This window comes from Streptomyces sp. NBC_00086, assembly GCF_026343255.1.
GTDB lineage: Bacteria > Actinomycetota > Actinomycetes > Streptomycetales > Streptomycetaceae > Streptomyces.
On sequence record NZ_JAPELZ010000003.1, the window covers coordinates 228,808 to 250,922 of the forward strand.

General features: G+C 75.7%; 2 protein-coding genes. Both read left to right on the plus strand.

The genetic code is table 11. The annotated features are described in order from the left end of the window. Positions 1 to 4,983, plus strand: a complete 4,983-nt coding sequence (locus tag OG276_RS39755) for a non-ribosomal peptide synthetase (protein WP_266914541.1) — start codon at positions 1 to 3, stop codon at positions 4,981 to 4,983. Next, complete coding sequence (locus tag OG276_RS39760; RefSeq protein ID WP_266914543.1) at positions 4,980 to 22,091, plus strand: non-ribosomal peptide synthetase; 17,112 nt, start codon at positions 4,980 to 4,982, stop codon at positions 22,089 to 22,091. The genes OG276_RS39755 and OG276_RS39760 overlap by 4 nt, the downstream gene beginning before the upstream one ends. Positions 22,092 to 22,115 lie beyond the last annotated feature (24 nt).

A 22,115-nucleotide genomic window follows, 5' to 3' on the forward strand; every position in this document is an offset into this window, starting at 1 on the left:
ATGTTCGAACCGCGGACGGGATACTCGCCCGACGAGATCCCCCTCACCCACCACCTCGTCGCCCGTCAGGCGTCCAGGACACCGGGAGCGGTCGCCGTCGTCGACGGCCGACGCAGCATCGGCTATGCGGAACTCGACCGCTCGGCCAACCAGCTCGCCCGCCACCTGCGCGCCCTGGGCGCCGGCCCCGAGGTGCCCGTCGCCGTCTGCCTCCCGCGCGGCCACGAGCTCGTCACCGCCCTGCTCGCGGTTTGGAAGGCCGGGGCCGCCTACGTACCCCTCGACCCGGAGCAGCCCCCGGCGCGCCTGGCCTGGCTGGTCAAGGACACCGGCGCGGCCGTGGCCATCACCTCGGCGGACGCGGCCGACGCCGTCCTCGCCGCCGGCGCCCGCCCGGTCGTCCCCGCCGAACTCGGCGAGACGCTCGCCGTCCTGCCCGACCACGCGCCCGAGACCGGCCCGGACCCGGCCAACGCCGCCTACGTCCTCTACACCTCCGGCTCGACCGGCCGCCCCAAGGGCGTGGTCGTACCCCACGCCGGCATCGCCAACCGCATCGACTGGGCGGTGCGCAGCCTCGCCCTCACCCCCGCCGACCGCGTCCTGCAGAAGACCGCCCCGACCTTCGACGCGCACTGCTGGGAGATCTTCGCCCCCCTGACCTGCGGCGCCTCCGTGGTCATCGCCCCCGCGGGCGCCGAGCGCGACCCGGCGGCCATGGTCCGCGCCGTCGGCGACAGCGCGGCGACCGTCCTGCAGGTCGTCCCCTCCGTCCTGCGGATGCTGGTCGAGGAGAGCGGCTGGGAGCGCTGCGCCTCCCTGCGGGCCGTCACCTGCGCAGGCGAGCCGCTGCACGCCGAACTCGCCCAGCGGCTCCGGCAGCTGTCCGCCGCCGAGCTGTGGAACACCTACGGCCCCACCGAGTGCTCCGTCGACGTCGCCGCCCACCGCTTCGACCCGGAACAGACCTCCGGCCTGGTCCCCATCGGCCGCCCCATCGACGGCATCCGGCTGCTCGTCACCGACCCGGCCGGCGCCCCCGTGGGCGTGGGCACCCCCGGCGAGCTGCACATCGGCGGCACCGGCGTCGCCCGCGGCTACGCCGGACGGCCCGGCCTGACCGGCGACCGGTTCGTGCCCGACCCCTACGCCAAGGACGGCTCCCGCCTCTACCGCACCGGCGACCGGGTGCGCTGGCGGGCCGACGGCGTCCTGGAGTTCCTCGGCCGCCTCGACGACCAGGTCAAGATCAACGGCGTCCGCATCGAACCGGGCGAGATCGAGGCCCAGCTCGCCGCCCACCCGGCCGTCGCCGGCGCCGTGGTCACCGCCTACGCCCTGCCCGACGGCGCGAAGCGACTCGCCGCATACGTCCGCCTGCGCGACGGCGAGACCCTCCCGGACCTGCGCGGCTTCCTCCAGGAGCGGCTGCCCGCGACCCACGTTCCCGGGGTGTTCGTCGAGCTCGACTCCTTCCCCCTCACCACCAGTGGCAAGGTCGACCGGCGCGCGCTGCCCGCCCCCGGCACCACCGCCGACACCCGCTCCACCCGCCACCGTTCGCCCGCCACCGCCGCCGAACGGCTCGTCGCCGGCGTCTGGCAGGACATCCTCAAGATCGATTCGGTGGGCCTGGACGACGACTTCTTCCGGCTCGGCGGCACCTCCCTCCAGCTCACCCGCCTCGCCTCCCGGCTGCGCGCCGTCTCCGGCCGCGAGATCCAGCTGCGCGGACTGTTCGTGCAGACCACCCTCGCCGGACAGGCCGCCCTGCTCGGCCCCGCGGACGAGCCCGGCCCGCGCCCCGTCCCGCGCGGAACGCCGCTGCCGCTCTCCTACGGCCAGCGCGGCATGTGGTTCCTGGACCGGATCGCCCCCCAGGGCCCCGACTGGGTCTCCTGGGTGCAGCTCGACGTACCCGCCGAGGCCGGCCCGGACACCGTCCAGCAGGTCGTCGACGCCCTGACCGCCCGCCACGAGGCGCTGCGGACCCGCTACGTCGAGACCGACGGCGAACCCCTGCAGATCATCGACCCGGCCGTCCGCATCGAGGTCCGCACCGCCACCGCCGCCCCCGGCGAGACCGGCGCCCTGCTCGCCGCCGACCGCGCCCACGGCTTCGACCTGGAACACGGCCCGCTGCTGCGCGCCCTCCTCGTCCGCGCCGAGGACGGCAGCCAGGTCCTCGGCCTGGCCATGCACCACATCACCACCGACGGCTGGTCCAGCGGCATCCTGGAGCGCGAGTTCGCCCTGCTGACCGAGGCCGCGCTGCGCGGTACCCACCCGCTCGGCTCCGTCCTGCCCGCCCTCCCCGTCCAGTACGCCGACTACGCGGCCTGGCAGCGCGGCCGCCTCACCGAGGCCGTCCTCGCCCCGGTCCTGGCGCACTGGCGCGCACAGCTGGACGGAGCACCCGAGCTGGCCCTGCCCACCGACCGGCCCCGCCCCGCGGTCCGCGACGGCAAGGGCGCCGCCGCCCTCTTCGACGTCCCCGCCGACGTCGTCGCCGGGCTCACCGCCCTGGGCAAGCGCCACGGCGCCACCCCGTTCATGACCCTGCTGACCGCGTACGCGGCCGTACTGGCCCGTCACAGCGGCCAGTGGGACCTGTCCGTCGGCACCCCGGTGGCCGGCCGCGGCCTGCCCGAACTCGAAGGCGTCGTCGGCTTCTTCCTCGGCAGCCTCGTGCTCCGCTGCCGCCTCGACGGCTCCCGGACCTTCGCCGAGGCCCTGGACGCCGTCGCCGGCACCGCCAAGGACGCCTTCGCCCAGCCCGAGCTGCCCTTCGAACGCCTCGTCGAGGAGCTCGTACCCGACCGCGACCTCGGCCGGACCCCGCTCTACCAGGTCGCCTTCGACCTGCACGGCGGCGAGTTCAACGGCCGCGTCGAGGACGAGCGGGCCCGCGCCGACCTGCGGGACGCCTGGCGGATCGCCCACACCGACCTCACCCTGATGATGCGCCCGGGCCCCGACGGCTCCTTCTTCGGCGCCTTCGAGTACGCCACCTCCCTCTTCGACGCCGCCACCGCCGAACGCCTGGCCGGACACTTCACCCGGGTGCTCGCCGCCGTGGCCGCCGACCCCGAGCTGCGCCTGGACGCACTGGAGCTCGCCGGCCCCCAGGAGAGGGCCGAGACCACCGCCCGCAGCAGCGCCCCCGCCCTGCCCGCCGGCCCGGCCGTGCCCGAGCTGGTCGCCGCCCAGGCCGTCCGGACCCCCGGCGCGACCGCCGTGCGCGGCGACGGCTTCACCCTCACCTACGCCGAACTGGACGCCCGGGCCAACCGGATCGCCCACCACCTGCGCTCCCTGGGCGTCCGCCCCGACTCGGCCGTCGGGGTCCTGCTCGACCGCGGACCCGACCTGCACGCCGCGCTGCTGGGCGTCTGGCGGGCGGGAGCCGCGTACGTCCCGCTCGACCCGGCGTTCCCCGCCGGGCGCGTCGAGGCCATGCTCGACGCCGCGGGCGCCCGTACGGTCCTGACCCGCGACGGGTACGCCGAACGCTTCGCGGCCGGCGCCCGCACCGTCGTCGACCTCGCCGACCCCGACGGCCGCATCGCCGCGGCCCCCGCCGGGGCCCCCGCCGTCCCGGCCGACCAGGACCGGCTGGCGTACGTCATCTTCACCTCCGGCTCGACCGGCACCCCCAAGGGCGTCGGCGTCCCGCACCGGGGCCTGGCCCACCACCTCGCCTGGGCCACCGCCACGCTCGCCGGGGCCGGTGACGGCGGCAGCGCCGTCTTCTCCTCCGTCGCCTTCGACCTGGTCGTACCCAACCTGTGGGCCCCGCTGACCTGCGGGCAGAGCGTGCACCTGCTGCCCGCCAACCTCGACCTGTCCGAACTGGGCAAACGCCTCGCCGACGGCGGCCCGTACAGCTTCCTCAAGCTGACCCCCGGTCACCTGGAGATCCTCGGCCACCAGCTCGACGACGAGCAGGCCGCCGCCCTCGCCCCGGTCGTCGTCGTCGCCGGCGAGGCCCTCCAGGGCTCCCTCGCGGACCACTGGGCGCGGCTGCTGGGCCCCGGCGGACTCGTCAACGAGTACGGGCCGACCGAGACCTCCGTCGGCACCTGCGTCCACCCGCTGACCGCCCCGGTCGCCGACGGCGTCGTCCCGATCGGCTCCCCGCTGCCCGGCATGGTGATGCGCGTCCTCGACACGAACCTGCGCGAGGTCCCGCTCGGCGCCACCGGCGAACTGCACGTGGGCGGCACCGGCGTGGCCCGCGGCTACGTCGGCCGCCCCGGCGCCACCGCCGACCGCTTCGTGCCCGACCCGGGCGGACCCGCCGGCGCACGCCTCTACCGCACCGGCGACCTGGTGCGGCGGCTGCCCGGCGGCGCCGTCGACTTCCTCGGACGCGGCGACGACCAGGTCAAGATCCGCGGTCACCGCATCGAGCTCGGCGAGATCCGCGCCGTACTCGCCGGACACCCCCTGCTGCGCGACGCGGTCGTCGTCACCCACCGCACGGCCTCCGGCGAACTCGCCCTCGCCGGCTACACGGTCGCCGCGGGAGAACGGGCACCGACCGAGGAGGAGCTCCAGGCGTACTGCGCCCGCCGGCTCCCGGACTACATGATCCCGCCGGTCCTGCTCCCCGTCCCGGCCGTCCCGCTGAACGCGAACGGCAAGCTCGACAGGGCCGCCCTGCCCGCCCCGGTCGCCGCCCCCGCGGCCGGCCCGGACGCCCCGCTGAGCCCCGCCGAGCAGCGCATCAGCGAGATCTGGCAGGACATCCTGGGCCGCGAGGTCACCGCGCACGACCACTTCTTCCGCAGCGGCGGCAACTCCATCCTCGCCATCCGCCTCATCGCCGAACTCCACGACGAGTTCGACATCCACCTGCCCGTCCGCACGGTCTTCGAGCAGCCGACCGTCGCGGGCCAGGCCCAGGCGGTCGAGGACGCCATACGCGCCGAGATCGACGAGCTTTCCGACGAGCTTTCCGACGAGGAGCAGCACGCATGAGCATCGACCACAGCGCACAGCCGGCGATATCCGCCGCCGACGCCCGTGAAGAGCTGCTGCGCCGCAGACTCGCCGGACGCAGCGGCGCCGCCCGGCGCCGCCCCGCCATCCCCGCCGCCGACCGCTCGGCGCCCCTGCGCCTCTCCCACGGCCAGCAGCAGATGTGGTTCCTGAACCGGCTGGAGCCCGAGAGCGCCGAGTACCTCGTCCCCCTCGTCCTGCGCCTGCGCGGCGCCCTGGACACCACCGCCCTGGAACGCGCCTTCGACGAGGTGTGCGCCCGCCACGAGATCCTGCGCACCCGCTACGCCATGGACGGCGCCGAACCCGTCCAGATCGTCGAGGCCCCCCGCGCCGCCGGCATCGCCCTCACCGACCTGCGCCACCCGGCCGACGGCGGCCCCGGGACCCGGGAGCGGGCCGCCCGCGAAGCCCTCGCCCGCGAACTGGCCACGCCCGTCGACCTCACCCACGACCTCCCGGTGCGCGCCACCCTGCTGCGCCTCGCCGAAGACGACCACGTCCTGGCCGTCGTCTTCCACCACATCGCCTGCGACGCCTGGTCCACCCAGGTCTTCGCCGGGGAGCTCTCCGCCCTCTACGCCGCCCACGCGCAGGGCCGCGAGGTCCACCTGCCCGCCCCCACCCTCCAGTACGCGGACTTCGCCGCCTGGCAGCGCACCGAGCTCACCGGCGCCCGCCTGGAGCGCCAGCTCGACCACTGGCGGCGCACGCTCGCCGGCATCGAGCCCGTGGAACTCCCCACCGACCGGACCCGCCCCGCCGTGCGCGACCACCGCGGCGCCGAGGTGCCCTGCCCCCTCCCGGGCGGCCTCGGCGAGCGCGTGCGCTCCCTGGCCCTCGCCCACGACACCACCCCCTTCACGGTGTTCCTCACCGCCTTCCAGCTCCTGGTGTCCCGCTGGACCGGACGCACCGACGTCCCCGTGGGCACCGTGGTCTCCGGGCGGACCCGGCCCGAGCTCCAGCAGCTCATCGGCTACGGCATCAACAGCGTGGTCCTGCGGGCCCGTTGGAACGACGGCGCCACCTTCGCCGAACTCCTCGACCGGGCCCGTACGACCGTGCTCGACGCCTTCGACCACCAGGACGTCCCCTTCGCCCGCCTGGTCGACGAGCTCCAGCCGCAGCGCGACATGTCCCGCACCCCGCTCTACCAGGTCGGCTTCACCCTCCACGAGGAGCGCTACGAGGCCTTCGACCTCCCGGGCCTGCGCGTCGAGCCCTTCCTGGAGAGCGACGGCATCTCCAAGAACGAGCTCTCGCTGCGCGTCCTGGAGCGCCCCGACGGAGGCTTCGACGCCCAGCTCCAGTACGCCACCGCCCTGTTCGACCGGGACACCGTCCGCCGCATGGCCCGCCACCTCGCCCTGCTGCTCCAGGACGCCGTCGACCGGCCGGACGCCCCCGCCGAGAGCCTGCGGATCCTGGACCCGGCCGAGCGGGCCATGGCCACCGGAGCCACCGGAGCCACCGACGCCACCGGCGTCCTGGACGGACAGCGCCCCGAGGAGCCCGTCACCGCCTGCCCGCACGAGCTGTTCGAGCGCCGGGCCGCCCGCACCCCGGACGCCACCGCGGTCGTCGCCGGCCCCGACACCCTCACCTACCGCGAGCTCAACGAGCGGGCCAACCGCATCGCCCACCACCTGCGCGCCCTGGGCGCCGGCCCCGAACAGCTGGTCGGCCTCTGCCTGGAGCGCGGCCCGCTGCTCCTGCCCGCCCTCCTGGGCATCCTGAAGTCCGGCGCCGGCTACCTGCCCCTGGACCCGGCCAACCCCGCCGACCGGCTCGCCTACGTGGTCGCCGACGCCGGCGCCCGGCTGGTCCTCACCAGCACCGCGCTCGCCCCCGTCCTGGACGGGGTGCACGACGGCCCCCTGGTCGTGCTTGACGGCGCCGACGCCCCGGCCGTCGCGGCCGCGCCCACCGCCGACCCGGCGCCCGCCGCCACCCCGGACAACCTCATCTACACCATCTACACCTCCGGTTCGACCGGCCGCCCCAAGGGCGTCGCCCTCAGCCACGCCAACGTCAGCCGCCTGATGAGCACGGCCCAGGAGCACTACGGCTTCGACGAGACCGACGTCTGGAGCATGTTCCACAGCTACGCCTTCGACGTCTCCGTCTTCGAGATGTGGGGCGCGCTCCTGCACGGCGGCACCCTCGTCGTCGTCCCCCAGGACGTCACCCGCTCCCCGGACGAGTTCCTCACCCTGCTCGCCGACCGCGGCGTCACCGTCCTCAGCCAGACCCCCACCGCCTTCCGGGCCCTGGTCACCGCCGCCGCCGACGGCGACCCCCGCCTGGAGCGCCTGGCCCTGCGGCACGTCGTCTTCGCCGGCGAGAAGCTGGAGAGCGCCGAACTGCGCCCCTGGACCGACCGCATGGGCCTGGACGCCCCCGCGCTGGTCAACATGTACGGAATCACCGAGACCACCGTGCACTCCACCTTCCACCGCCTCGATGCCGGGGACCTGGACCGCACCGCGCCCAACCGCGTCGGCCACCCGCTGCGCGACCTGCGCATCCGCCTCCTCGACCGCGGCGGCCGCCTCGTGCCCCTGGGCGTGCCCGGCGAGATCCACGTGGCCGGCCCCGGCGTCGCCCGCGGCTACCTGGGCCGCCCCGCGCTCACCGCCGAACGCTTCGTACCCGACCCGTACGGCCCGGCCGGATCCCGCATGTACCGCTCCGGCGACCTGGCCCGCCGCCGCCCCGACGGCAGCCTGGAGTTCCTCGGCCGCATCGACCACCAGGTCAAGATCCGCGGCTACCGCATCGAGCTCGGCGAGATCGAGTCGGCGCTGGCCGCCCTGGACGGCGTCCGCCAGGCCGTGGTCGTCGTCCGCGAGGACGCGCCCGGCGACCGCCGCCTCACCGGCTACATCGTCGCGGACGGCACCCGCGAGACCGACACCCGCGCGCTGCGCGCCGAACTGGCCCGCTCCCTGCCCGAGTACATGGTCCCCGCCGTCGTCGTCCCCCTCGACGCGGTCCCGCTGACCACCAACGGCAAGCTCGACCAGCGCGCCCTGCCCGCCCCGGCCGACGCGGCCGCCGCCCCCGGCCTGGACGCCACCACCCCCCGCACCCCCGTCGAGGAGCAGGTCGCCACCGTCTGGGCGCAGGTGCTCGCCGCCGCCCGGATCGGGGTCCACGCCGACTTCTTCGAGCTCGGCGGCGACTCCATCCGCGCCGTCGCCCTGGTCGGCGCCCTGCGCGCGGCCGGCTTCGACATCGCCGTCCGCGACGTCTTCGGGCACCGCACCGTCGCCCGCGTCGCGGAGCTCATCACCGGGCGCCCCGCCGCCCCCGCCGAGACGCGCACGGCCCCCTTCGCACTGGTCTCCGACGAGGTACGGGCCCTGCTGCCGGACGGCGCCACCGACGCCTACCCGCTCTCCCAGAACCAGCTCGGCATGCTCATCGAGATGCTGACCGGCGACGGCGGACGCAACCTCTACCACAACGTCTCCAGCTTCCGGATCCGCGACGAGCACCCGTACGCCCCGGCCGCGATGGCCGAGGCCGCCCGGATCGTCACCGCACGCCACGAGGTGCTGCGCACCTCCATGGACCTCTCCGGCTACGGCGTCCCGCTCCAGATCGTGCACGCCTCGGCCGAACTCCCCGTCGGCCACCAGGACCTCTCCGGCCTCGGCGCCGACGAGGTCCGGGCCGAACTGGTGGCCCACACCGAGCGCGAACGGGCCCGCCTCTTCGACCTGGCCACCCCCTCGCTGATGCGGTTCTTCGCCCACGCCACGAACGACGGCGGCTGGTGGCTCTCGGTCACCGAATGCCACCCGCTGCTGGAGGGCTGGAGCCACCACTCGCTCCTGATGGAACTCCTCGGCGTCTACCGCGCGGTGCGCGACGGCCGCGACCCCGAACCCTTCGAGGCGCCCGCCCTGCGCTTCGCCGACTTCATCGCCGGCGAACTGCGCTCCCTCGCCTCACCGGAGGACCGCGCCTACTGGGAAGGCGTCGTCACCGCCCACTCCCCGTTCACCCTCCCCGCCACCTGGCACCCCGCGGACGGCGAGCCCGCCGGCACCCTGCAGGGCGCCGCCGACTGGCGCGACCTGGAGCCCGCCCTGCGCGCCCTGGCCGTCAAGGCCGGCGGCTCCCTCAAGAGCGTCCTGCTCGCCGCCCACCTCAGCGTCCTCGCCCGCCTCACCGACGAGGAGTCCTTCCACTCCGGCCTGGTCTGCGACGCCCGCCCCGAGGCCGTCGGAGCCGACCGGGTGTACGGCATGTACCTCAACACCCTGCCCTTCGCCATGGACCGCACCGCGGCCACCTGGCGCGAGCTCGTGCGCCAGGTCTTCGACCGCGAGGCCGCGCTGTGGGCCCACCGCCGCTTCCCGCTCCCCGCCGTCCAGAGCGCCTGGGGCGGCGGCGGCCGGCTCCTCGACGTGTACTTCAACTACCAGGACTTCCGGCAGGTCGACACCGCGACGATCGACCACGCGGAGGGACTCGACGACAGCCCCACCGAGTTCCCCCTCACCGTCTCCTCCCGGGCCGGTCACATCATCGTCACCGCCTCCCGCCAGGCCCTCGGTCAGCGGGCCGTCGACCGGCTCACCGCCCTGTACCGCGCCGTACTGGAGTCCATGGCGGGCGACCCCGACGGCGACGCCCGCGCCGCGTTCCTGCCGCCCGCCGAACGCGCCCTGCTGCTCGGCGACTGGGCCCACACCCCCGGCGAGGCGGCCACCGTCACCGTGCCCCGCCTCCTCGCCGCCCGCGCCGCCGCCACCCCCGGAGCCCCGGCCGTCGTCGCCGACGCGGCCGCCCTGAACCACGGCGAACTGCACGAGCGGGCCGGCCGGATCGCGCACGCCCTGCGCGGCCTGGGCGCCGGCCCCGAGTCGGTCGTCGCCGTCCTCCTCGACCGCACCCCCGACCTGCTGCCCGCGCTGATCGGCGCCTGGCAGGCCGGAGCCGCCTACGTGCCGATGGACCCCTCCTGGCCCGCCGAGCGGCTGCGCTCCGTCCTCGCCGACGCCGGATCCCCGGTCCTGGTCACCGACGCGGCCCACGCCCACCTCGCCGCCGAGGTGACCGGCGGAGCCGTCCCCGTGCTCCGGGCCGACGGCGAACTGCCCCCGGCCCCCGCCGGATCCGCCGTCCTCGACCCGGACCCCGACGCCCTCGCCTACGTCATCTACACCTCGGGCTCGACCGGCTGCCCCAAGGGCGTCCAGGTCTCCCACCGCAGCCTCGCCGGATACCTGGCCTGGGCCGTGGACGACTACCTCGCCGCGGGCACCGCCCGGAACGCCCCGCTGTTCTCCTCCATCGCCTTCGACCTCGTCGTGCCCACCCTCTACGCCCCCCTGCTGGCCGGCGGCGCGGTGCACCTCTTCGGCCCCGGCCGCGACCTGTCCGAACTGGGCGACTGGCTCGTCGCCCACGGCCCGTACGGCTTCGTCAAGCTCACCCCCGGCCACCTGGAGATGCTCGCCCACCAGCTCTGCGACGGCCGCGCCGAGGGTCTCGCCCCGGTGCTCGTCGTCGGCGGCGAGGCGCTCCTGACCCGCACCGCCGCCCACTGGTGCGCCCTGCTCGGCGGCGGCCGCGTCGTCAACGAGTACGGCCCCACCGAGATCACCGTCGGCAACAGCGTCTTCGACGTCACCGCCGCACGCACCCCCCGGGGCGAGGTCGTACCGATCGGCCGCCCCGTCCCGGGAACCTCCCAGTACGTCCTGGACACCCGGATGCAGCCCGTGCCCACCGGCGTCACCGGCGAGCTCTACATCGGCGGCCCCGGCCTGGCCCGTGGCTACGCCGGCCGGCCCGGCGCCACCGCGGACCGCTTCGTACCCGACCCGTACGGGCCCGCCGGCGCCCGCCTCTACCGCACCGGCGACCTCGCCCGGGTGCTCTCCGGCGGCGACGTCGACTTCCTCGGACGCGGCGACGACCAGGTCAAGGTCCGCGGCTACCGCATCGAACCGGCCGAGATCGACACCGTGCTGAGCGGCCACCCGGCCGTCGCCGAGGCCCGTACGGTGCTCCGCGAGGACACCCCGGGCGACCGCCGCCTGGTCGCCTACCTCGTTCCCGCCGCGGACTCCGCGCAGGGCGACTCCCCGCAGGCCGCCCCCGACACCGCGGAACTGGCCGCCCACTGCGCCGCCCTGCTGCCCGACTACATGGTCCCGGCCGCCTTCGTCACCCTCGACCGGCTGCCCCTCACCGCCAACGGCAAGCTCGACCAGCGCGCCCTGCCCGCCCCCGCCGCGGCCGGCGCCGCCGCCTGGACCGCACCGCGGACCGAGACCGAGGAGCGCGTCGCCGCAGTGTGGCGCACCGCCCTCGGCGCCGACCGCGTCGGCGTCCTGGACAGCTTCTTCGAGCTCGGCGGCGACTCCATCCGCGCCGTCGGCCTCGTCGGCGCCCTGCGCACCGCCGGCTACGACGTCACCGTGCGCGACGTCTTCGAGAGCCGCACCGTCGCCGCCCTGTGCGAACGCATCACCGGCCGCCCGGCGCCCGCCGGACCGGCCCCGGCCGTCGCACCGTTCGCCCTGCTCACCGCCGAGGACCGGGCCGCCCTGCCCGCCGGTCTCACCGACGCCTACCCGCTCTCCCAGAACCAGCTCGGCATGATCGTCGAGAGCATCGCCGGTGACGGCCGCAACCACTACCACGACCTCACCTCCTTCCTGCTCAAGGACGAACGGCCCTTCGACGCCGCCCTCTTCGAGCAGGCGGTCCGGGCCGTCACCGCCCGCCACGACATCCTGCGGACCTCCTTCGACCTCACCTCGTACACGGCCCCCCTCCAGCTGGTCCACGCCGAGCCGGCCGTCCCCTTCGGCCACACCGACCTGTCCGCCCTCGGCGAGGACGACCGCCGCGCCGCCCTCGCCGCCTTCACCGCCGCCGAGCGCGCCCTCCCCTTCGACCTGGCCTCCGACGCACCCCTGCTGCGCGTCCACGTCCACGTCCAGGGCCCGGACGCCTGGCGCTGCTCCTTCACCAAGCACCACGCCGTCCTCGAAGGCTGGAGCTACCACACCCTGCTCGGCGAACTCGTCGACTCCTACCGCGCCCTGTGCGCCGGCCGGCAGCCGAACACCGCCGCGCCCGCCCTGCGCTACGCCGACGCCGTCGCCGCCGAACTCGCCGCACTGGACTCGGCCGAGGACCGCGCCTACTGGGCCTCGGTCCTGCACGGCCGCGCCCCCTACGCCCTGCCCGAGGCCTGGGGCGACACGACCGCCGCGGACCCCGTCCCGGTCGGAGCGGGCTGCTCCTACGCCGACCTGACCCCACGGCTGCGCGCCCTCGCCGCCGAGGCCGGCGTCCCCCTCAAGAGCGTGCTGCTCGCCGCCCACCTGACGGTGCTCGGACGCGTCACCGACGAGGCCGAGTTCTTCACCGGCCTGGTGGGCCACACCCGCCCGGAGACCCCCGGCGCCGACCGGCTGCTCGGCATGTACCTCAACACCCTGCCCTTCCCCCACGACACCGCCCAGCGCACCGCCGCCACCTGGGGTGACCTCGTCCGGCTGGTGTTCGCACGGGAGACCGAGGCCTGGCCGCACCGCACGTACCCGATGCCCGCGCTGCAGAGCGAGTGGGGCGGCGGCCGCCGCCTCGTCGACGTGCTCTTCAGCCACCTCGACTTCGGGGCGGCCGGCCACGGCAGCGCCGAGGACGAGGGCAACGGCATCAACAGCAGCTCCACCGAGTTCTCCCTGTGGGTCACCACCCTCGACGGGATCGTCAGCCTGCGCTCCGACACCCGCACCCTCACCCAGGACCAGGCGGACCTGCTCGCCGCGATGTACCGCTCCGTGCTGGAGGCGATGGCCTCCACCGGGGCCGCCGGCCCCGCCCTGGAGGACGACCACCTGCCGGCCGCGGAGCACCGGCTCGCCGTCGCCACCGCCGCGCAGGCCCCCGCCCCGCTCACCACCGTCCACGGGGAGTTCGAGGCGCGCGCCGCCGAGACCCCGGACGCCGTCGCCCTGACCGGCGACGGAGACGACCTCACCTACGCCGCACTCGACGCCCGGGCCACCGCGGTCGCCGCGGCGCTCACCGCCGCCGGGGTCGAGCCCGGCGCCGTGGTCGGCGTCCACCTGGACCGCTCCGCCGCGCTGGTCGCCGTACTCCTGGGCGTCCTCAAGGCGGGCGCCGCCTACCTGCCCCTGGACCCCGGATACCCGGCCGAACGGCTCGCCTTCATGACGGAGGACGCCGGGGCGTCTGCCCTGGTGACCACCACCGGCCGGGCCGGCCTGCTGCCCGGCTGGTCCGGACCCACCCTCCACGCCGACACGCTCCACGCCGACACGCCGACCGCCGCGGCCGGCCGGCCCGGCGTCACCGCGAGCCCCGAGCACCTGGCGTACGTGATGTACACCTCCGGCTCGACCGGCACGCCCAAGGGCGTCGCCGTCCCGCACCGCGCCGTCGTCCGCCTCGTCCGCGAAGCCCCCGGCCTGGAGCTCGACGCGGCCACCCGGTTCGCGCACGCCGGCTCCATCTCCTTCGACGCCGCCACCCTCGAACTGTGGGGCCCGCTGCTCAACGGAGGACGCACCGTCGTCCTCGCCCGCGAGACCGTGCTGGAACCCCGGGCCCTGGCCGACGCCCTGCGCGAGCACGGCGTCACCCACCTGTGGCAGACCGCCTCCCTGTTCAACCACACCGTCGCCACCGTCCCCGACGCCGTCGCCGGCATCGGCACGGTCCTGATCGGCGGCGAGGCCCTCGACCCGGTCACGGTCCGCACCGTCCTCGCCCACGGCGCACCGCGCCGCCTCCTCAACGGCTACGGCCCCACCGAGAACACCACCTTCTCCACCACCCACCACATCGCGGAACTGGCCCCGCACGCCGTGTCCGTACCGATCGGCACGCCCGTCCCGCGCAGCAGCGCCCACGTCGTCGACGCCTGGCTGCGGCCCGTGGGCCGCGGCGTCCCGGGCGAACTGCTCGTCGGCGGCGCGGGACTGGCCCACGGCTACCTGGGCCGCCCGGCCCTGACCGCCGACCGCTTCCTGCCCGACCCCTTCGGGCCCCCCGGAGCACGCCTCTACCGCACCGGCGACGTGGTCCGCAGGCTCCCCGACGGCACCCTGGAGTACCTGGGCCGCGCCGACGGGCAGATCAAGCTCCGCGGCTACCGCATCGAGCTCGGCGAGATCGAGACCCGCCTCGCCGACCACGAGGGCGTCGCCCGGGCCCGCGTCGTCCTGCGCGAGGACATCCCGGGCGAGCAGCGCCTGGTCGCGTACGCCGTACCGGCGGCGGGCCCGCTGCCCGGCCCGGCCGAACTGCGCGCCCACCTCGCCCGCGAACTCCCCGACCACATGCTGCCGGCGGCCTTCGTGGCCCTGGAGCGCATCCCCCTCACCGCGAACGGCAAGCTCGACCACCGGGCGCTGCCCGCCCCGGCCGAGTCCGACCGGGCCGCCGGCGCCGCGGGCGCCACCGCGCCGCGCACCCCCGTCGAGGCCCGGCTCGCCGAGATCTGGGCGCAGGTCCTGGCCCTCGACCCGGAACTCACCGGAGTCGAGGACAGCTTCTTCGACGTCGGCGGCGACTCCATCCGCGCCGTCGCCCTGGTCGGCGCGGTCCGTGCCGCCGGGTTCGACGTGTCCGTACGCGACCTCTTCGAGCGGCGCACCGTCGCCGGCCTCGCCGAGGTGATCACCGGACGGCCCGCACCGGCCGCCCCCGAAGGCCACGTCGCGCCCTTCGCCCTGCTCTCCGCGGCCGACCGCGGCGCCCTGCCCGGCGGCCTCGACGACGCCTACCCGCTCACCCAGGTGCAGACCGGCATGCTCGTCGAGATGCTGGCCGGCGACCTCCCCGGTCGCGACGGTGCGGCCTACCACCACGCGGCCGCCTACCGGGTCCGCGACGCCGCCCCCTTCGACGGACCGGCCCTGCGCCGCGCCGTCGCCACCGTCGCCGCCCGCCACGACGTCCTGCGCACCTCCTTCGACCTCACCCGCTGCTCCGTCCCCGTCCAACTGGTGCACACCGAGGCCGCGGTCGAGGTCACCCTGCACGACCTGCGCCCCGTCGCGGCGCCGGAGCGCGAGCGGGCCCTGCGCGCGTTCCTCGCCGCCGAACGCGCCGCCGTCTTCGACGTCGACGCCGGCCGGCCGCTGTGGCGGGCCGCCGCCCACACCGAGGACGACGGCTGGTGGCTGGTCCTGACCCAGTCCCACGCCATCACCGAGGGCTGGAGCCAGCACGCGATGCTGATGGAGCTCATCGGCGTCTACCAGGAGCTGCGCGACGGCTCCGCCCCCGCCGCCCGGCCCGCCGACGGCGTCCGCTTCGCCGACACCGTCGCCGCCGAACTGGCCTCGCTGGCCTCGGAGCAGGACCGCGCCTTCTGGCGGGAGACCATCACCGAGCAGGCACCCCTGGCCCTGCCGGCCGCCTGGCGGGCCCCCGCCGACGCACCCGACGAGGACTACGACCTGTCCGTACCGCTGCGCGACCTGGAGCCGCGCCTGCGAGCCCTGGCCTCGGCCTCCGGCGCCTCCCTCAAGAGCGTCCTGCTCGCCGCCCACCTGACCGTGCTGTCCCGCCTCACCGACGAGGAGTCCTTCCACACCGGGCTGATCTGCGACACGCGCCCCGAGGTCGTCGGCGCCGACCGCGTGTACGGCATGTACGTCAACACCGTGCCGTTCCCGCACCGGCGCACCGCCGCCACCTGGCGCGAACTGGTCCGGGAGGTCTTCGCCCGCGAGGCGCGGATGTGGCCGCACCGCCGCTTCCCCTTCCCCGAGATCCAGCGGGAGGCCGGCGGGGAGCGCGTCATCGACGTGATCTTCAACTACCAGAACTTCCACGTGGTCGACGAGACCACCGTGGACACCGCCACCACCCTGGGCTCCGGCGCCACCGAGTTCGACTTGGAGGTCAACACCTCCGGCCAGGGCCTGACCCTCAAGACCAGCACCGCCGTCCTGACCCGCGAACGCGGCGCTGCCCTCGCCGACATGTACCGCACCGCCCTGGAGCGCATGGCCGCCGACCCCGACGGCGACGCGACGGCCGCCCTGCTGCCGCACGGCGACGAGCAGCGCCTGGCCGAGTGGAACCGTACGGCCGCCGACCCCGTGTGGACGGCCCCGGAACTCCTCTTCCAGCAGTACGCGGCCTTCCGCCCCGGCCGGACCGCGCTCAGCGCCGACGGAGTGGAGCTGACCTACGAGCGGCTCAACGCCCGCGTCAACCGCCTTGCCCACCGGCTGCGCGCCCTCGGCGTCGGCCCCGACACGGTCGTCGGCATCCGGGCCGAGCGCTCCCCCCGTACCGTCCTCGCCGTCCTCGCCGTCCTCAAGGCGGGGGGCGCCCACTTGCCGCTCGACCCCGAGTACCCCGCCGAGCGGCTCGCCTTCCTCGTCGCGGACGCCGGCGTCGAACTGCTCCTCACCGACGGCGAGCCCACCGCCGCGGACGGGGACGGACCGCCGGTCCTCGCCCTCGACGGCATCCTGGACGAGGAACCGTCCGGCCCCTGGAGCGGGCTGCCCGAGACCGACCCGGAGCCGCTCGCCGACGGCGACAACCTGGCGTACGTCATCTACACCTCCGGTTCCACCGGCCGCCCCAAGGGCGTCCTGGTGCACCGCCGGGGCATGGGCAACCACCTCCTGGCCAAGATCGAGGACCTCGCGCTCGGCGAGCAGGACACCGTGGTCCACAACGCCCCGCTGGCCTTCGACATCTCGGTGTGGCAGATGCTGGCCGCGCTCGCCACGGGCGGCCGCGTCCACGTCGAGGACCGCGACGCGGCGGCGGACCCGCTGGAGCTCTTCCCCCGTACGGCCGCCGAACGGACCACCGTCCTGGAGGTCGTCCCCTCCCTGCTGCGGGCCGCGCTCGACGCCTGGGACGCGGGCGTCCTCACCCTCGAACTGCCCTACCTGCGGTGGATGGTCGTCACCGGCGAGGCCCTGCCGCCGGACCTCGCCCGCCGCTGGTTCGACCGCTTCCCCGGCGTCCCGATGGTCAACGCCTACGGGCCCACCGAATGCTCCGACGACGTCACCCACGCCCTCATCCGCGCCCGCGACCCGATCGGCGACCTGCGGGTCACCATCGGCCACCCGGTCCGCAACACCCGCCTGCACGTCCTCGACGCGAACCTGCGCGAGGTCCCGGTGGGCGCCCCCGGCGAGCTCTGGGTCGCCGGCGACGGCGTCACCCGCGGCTACGGCGGCCGACCCGCCCTGACCGCCGAGCGGTTCCAGCCCGACCCCTACGGCCCGCCCGGCACCCGGCTCTACCGCACCGGCGACGTGGCGGCCTGGAACCCCGACGGCAGCCTGGAGTTCCTCGGCCGCGTCGACCACCAGGTCAAGATCCGCGGCGTGCGCATGGAACTCGGCGAGATCGAGGCCGTGCTCACCGAGCGGGCCGAGGTCTCCGCGGCCGCCGCCGTGGTGCGCGAGGACGTCCCCGGAGTCCAGCGCCTGGTCGCCTACCTCGTGCCCGCGGCCGGAGCCGAGCTGCACCCGGCCGCGCTCCGCGCCGAACTGGGCACCTTCCTGCCCGCCGCGATGGTGCCCACCGCCCTCGTGGTCCTCGACGCCCTGCCGCTCACCGCCAACGGCAAGATCGACCGCAAGGCCCTGCCGGCCCCGGCCGCGGGCACCGTCGCCGCAGGCCCCAAGGCCGACCCGCGCACCCCGGCCGAGACCGCCTTCGCCGAGGTCTGGGCCCGGGTCCTGGGCGTGGACGCCCCCGGCACCGACGAGGACTTCTTCGAGCTCGGCGGCGACTCCATCCGGGCCGTGGCCCTCGTCGGCGCCCTGCGCGCCGCCGGCTACCGGGCCTCCGTCCGGGAGGTGTTCACGCACCGCACCATCGCCGCGCTCGCCGCCCACGCCGAGCCGGCCGAGCCGCGGGCCACCGCCGGGATCGCGCCGTTCGCGCTCCTCCCCGACGCCGAGCGGGCCGCGCTGCCCGCCGACGCGGCCGACGCGTACCCGCTCTCCCAGGTCCAGCTCGCCATGGTCGCCGAACAGCTCGGCGACGACACCGGCCGCGGCGCCTACCACACCGTCGTCTCCCTGCGGATCCACGACGACGGGCCCTTCCGCGCCGAGGCGCTGGAGCAGGCGGTGCGGGTCGTCACGGCCCGCCACGAGGTCCTGCGCACCTCGGTCCGCATCACCGGCCACGCGGTGCCCCTCCAGATCGTCCACGCCGACGCCGAGGTGCCCCTCACCGTCCACGACCTGCGCGCAGAGGACGGTGCCGCCCTGGAGAGGAGGTTCCGCGCCTTCGTCGCCGCCGAACGCACCCGCCTCTTCGAGCTGCACGAGGCCCCGCTGCTGCGCGTCGCCGCACACCGCGAGGACGAGCGGACCTGGTGGCTCACCTTCACCCAGTCCCACGTCATCCTGGAGGGATGGAGCCAGCACACGCTCCAGATGGAACTCCTCGACGCCTACCGGGAGATCCGCGACACCGGGGCCCCCGCCCCGTACACGGCGCCCCCCGTGCGCTTCGCGGACGTGATCGCCGGCGAGCTGGAGTCCCTGGACTCGCCGGCCGACCGCGCCTTCTGGGAACGGGTCGCCACCGGGTACGCCCCGCTGGTGCCGCCCGCGGAATGGGCCGGCGACCCGGCCCGCCCCCGCGAGCAGTACGGCGTGCGGATCCCGATCGACGACCTCGCCGAGTCCCTGCGCGCCCGCGCCGTCGAGGCGGGAGTCCCCTTCAAGACGGTGGTCCTCGCCGCCCACCTGAAGGTGATGAGCCAGCTCACCGACGCCGGCGCCTTCCACACCGGAGTCGTCTTCCACACCCGGCCCGAGGCGCCGGGCGCCGAGCGCCTGGTCGGCATGCTCCTCAACACCCTGCCGTTCCCGCACGACCGCACCGCCCGCACCTGGGGCGACCTGCTGCGCCAGGTGTTCGCCCAGGAGACCGAGATCTGGGGCCACCGGCGCTACCCGCTGCCCGCCGTGCAGCGCGAGTGGGGCGGCGGCCGCCGGATGCTGGACGTCCACTTCAACTACGTGGACTTCCACCAGGTCGACACCGCCCGGGTTGACGGCGCGGCCGGCGTCAGTGAGGCCCCCACCGAGTTCGGCCTCTCCGTACAGGTCCACGGCGACAGCCGGATCGGCCTGCACTCCGACACCCACCTGCTCGGCCGCGCCGACGCCGACCGGCTGGCGGGGATGTACCGCGCGGTGCTGGAGTCCCTGGCCGGCGGACTCGACGGCAACGCCCGTACGGTCCACCTCCCCGCGGGGGAGCGCGAGCGGCTGCTCGGCTCCGCCGCGAGCGGGCCGGCCGCCGAGCCCGTCGAGCGCACGGTCCACGAGCTGTTCGACGCCCAGGCGGCGGCGACACCCGACGCCGTCGCCGTCCGGGCCCACGACGGATCCCTCACCTACCGCGAGCTGGGCGAGCGGGCCAACCGGCTCGCCCACCGGCTCCGGGCCCTGGGCGCGGGCCCCGAACAGCTGGTCGGCGTCTGCCTGGAGCGCGGCCGCGACCTGATCCCCACCCTGCTCGGCATCCTCAAGTCCGGCGCGGCCTACCTGCCGCTGGACCCCGCCAACCCGGTGGAGCGGCTCGGCCACATCGTCGCGGACGCCGGAGCCCGGCTGCTGGTCACCAGCGCGGAGCTGGCCCCGCTGCTCGACGACGTGTACGACGGCGTGCGGATCCTGCCCGGGGACGCCGACGGCGAACCCGCGCACGCCCCGGAGCCCACGTCCGTCCCGGAGAACCTCGTCTACACGATCTACACCTCCGGTTCGACGGGCCGCCCGAAGGGTGTCGCCCTCACCCACGCCAACGTCGTGCGCCTGATGACGACGGCCCAGGAGCACTACGCCTTCGACGAGTCGGACGTGTGGAGCATGTCCCACTCCTACGCCTTCGACGTGTCCGTCTTCGAGATGTGGGGAGCCCTGCTGCACGGCGGCACCCTGGTCGTCGTCCCCCGGGAGACCACCCGCTCGCCCGAGGAGTTCCTGGACCTCCTGGCCGGGGAGCAGGTCACCGTCCTCAGCCAGACCCCCACGGCCTTCCGGTCGCTGGTGTCCGCCGCCGCGGACGGCGACCCCCGCGTGGGCCGGCTCGCCCTGCGGGCCGTGGTCTTCGCGGGCGAGAAGCTCGACATCCCGGAACTGCGGCCGTGGGTGGAGCGCTGCGGCCTCGGCCGCACCGCCCTGGTCAACATGTACGGGATCACCGAGACCACCGTGCACTCCACCTACCACCGGCTCACCCGGCGGGACTTCGACGAGGGCGCGGGCAACGCCATCGGCCGCCCGCTGAGCGACCTGGCGATCCACCTGCTGGACCCGGCGGGCGACCTGGTCCCGATCGGCGTCCCCGGCGAGATCCACATCGCCGGCCCCGGCGTCGCCCGCGGCTACCTCGGACGCCCCGCCCTGACCGCAGACCGCTTCGTGCCCGACCCCTACGGTCCGGCCGGATCCCGCCTCTACCGCAGCGGCGACCTGGCCCGCCGGCGGCCGGACGGCAGCCTGGAGTTCCTCGGCCGCATCGACCACCAGGTCAAGATCCGCGGCTACCGCGTGGAACTGGGCGAGATCCAGTCCGCGCTCCAGGAACACCCCCTGGTCCGCCAGGCGGTGGTGGTGGCCCGCGAGGACCGCCCGGGCGACATCCGCCTGGCGGCCTACTGGGTGCCGCAGACCGGCACCCGGGCCGCCGCCCACCCCGCCGCGGAGCTGGCCGCGCACTGCGCGGCGCGGCTGCCGGAGTACATGGTCCCCGCCTCCTTCACGGGCCTCGACGCCCTCCCGCTGACCCCCAACGGGAAGCTCGACCAGCGTGCGCTGCCCGCCCCGGACGAGGCCGCCTCGGCGCGCGCCGTGGCGTACGAGGCACCGCGGACCCCCGCCGAGAAGACCCTCGCGGCCGTCTGGCGCCAGGTCCTGGGCACCGAACGGGTGGGCCGCGCGGACGGGTTCTTCGCCCTCGGCGGGCACTCCATCCTGGTGCCCCAGGTGATCGTCGGAGCCCGGGAACAGGGACTCGCGGTGACGGCCGTCATGCTCTACCGGCACACGACGCTCGCCGCCCTGGCGGCCGCCGCCGCGGGGGAGCGGTCCGCGGACACCGGCGCCCCGGCCGGCGGCCGCCGCGCCGCCACGGCCCGCCTGATGGCCGAACACGCGGTCCCCGGCCTCTCGCTGGCCGTCATCGAGGACGGCCGGATCACCGCCGCCGAGGCCCACGGCACCCTGCAGGCCGGCGGATCGCGCGGGGTCACCCCCGACACGGCCTTCCGGGTCGGCTCGGCGACGAAGTTCGTCACCGCCCTCGGCGTCCTGCGCCTCGTCGAGGAGGGAGTCCTCGACCTCGACGAGGACGTCAACGCCCGCCTGACGACCTGGCGGGTCCCCGGATCCGGCGCGGACCTCCCGGTCACCGCCCGCCTGCTGCTCGGACACCGCTCGGGACTGACGGCGTACACCGGCGCCCCCACCGTGCCGCTGGCCCGCCTGCTACGGACCTCCGTCCGCCGGGAGTCCGTACCCGGCGAGGTCTTCCGCAGCGCCAACGCGAACTACGCCGTCCTGCAGCAGCTGGTGCAGGACGCCACCGGCGCACCGTTCGCCGAGGTGATGCGCGCCCTGGTCCTGGAGCCGCTCGCGATGGCGGGCACCGGCTACGGCCGGCTCCCCGCGGGCGCCGCCCGCGGCCACCACGACGCCGGACGGCCCGCAGCCGCGGGCCGCACCCGCACCGACACCGCGGCCGGCGGGATGTGGACCACCGCCACCGACCTCGCCCGGGCCCTGCTGGCCCTGCGCGACTCCCACCGGGGCCTGCCCGACGCCCTCCTGAGCCCCGCCACCGCCCGCCTCATGCTCGCCGCGCACCCGGACACCCTCTACGGGCTCGGCACCCTCGTCGACACCACCGGCTCCGACACGGAGTACGGCCACGCGGGCACCGTCACCGGCTACCACGCCGTGGCCACCGCCCGCCTCGGGCACGGCAGCGGACTGGTCGCCCTGACCAACGCCGACACCGGACCGCAGGTCGTCAAGGCCCTGCTGGCCGACCCCGGCCACCAGGCCTGAACCCCCGTCAACCCACCCCTGTTG

Bases quoted from the DNA above. Each gene is read 5' to 3' on its own strand.
- OG276_RS39755 (WP_266914541.1), top strand. From the start codon at position 1: ATGTTCGAACCGCGGACGGGATACTCGCCCGACGAGATCCCCCTCACC.
- OG276_RS39760 (WP_266914543.1), top strand. From the start codon at position 4,980: ATGAGCATCGACCACAGCGCACAGCCGGCGATATCCGCCGCCGACGCC.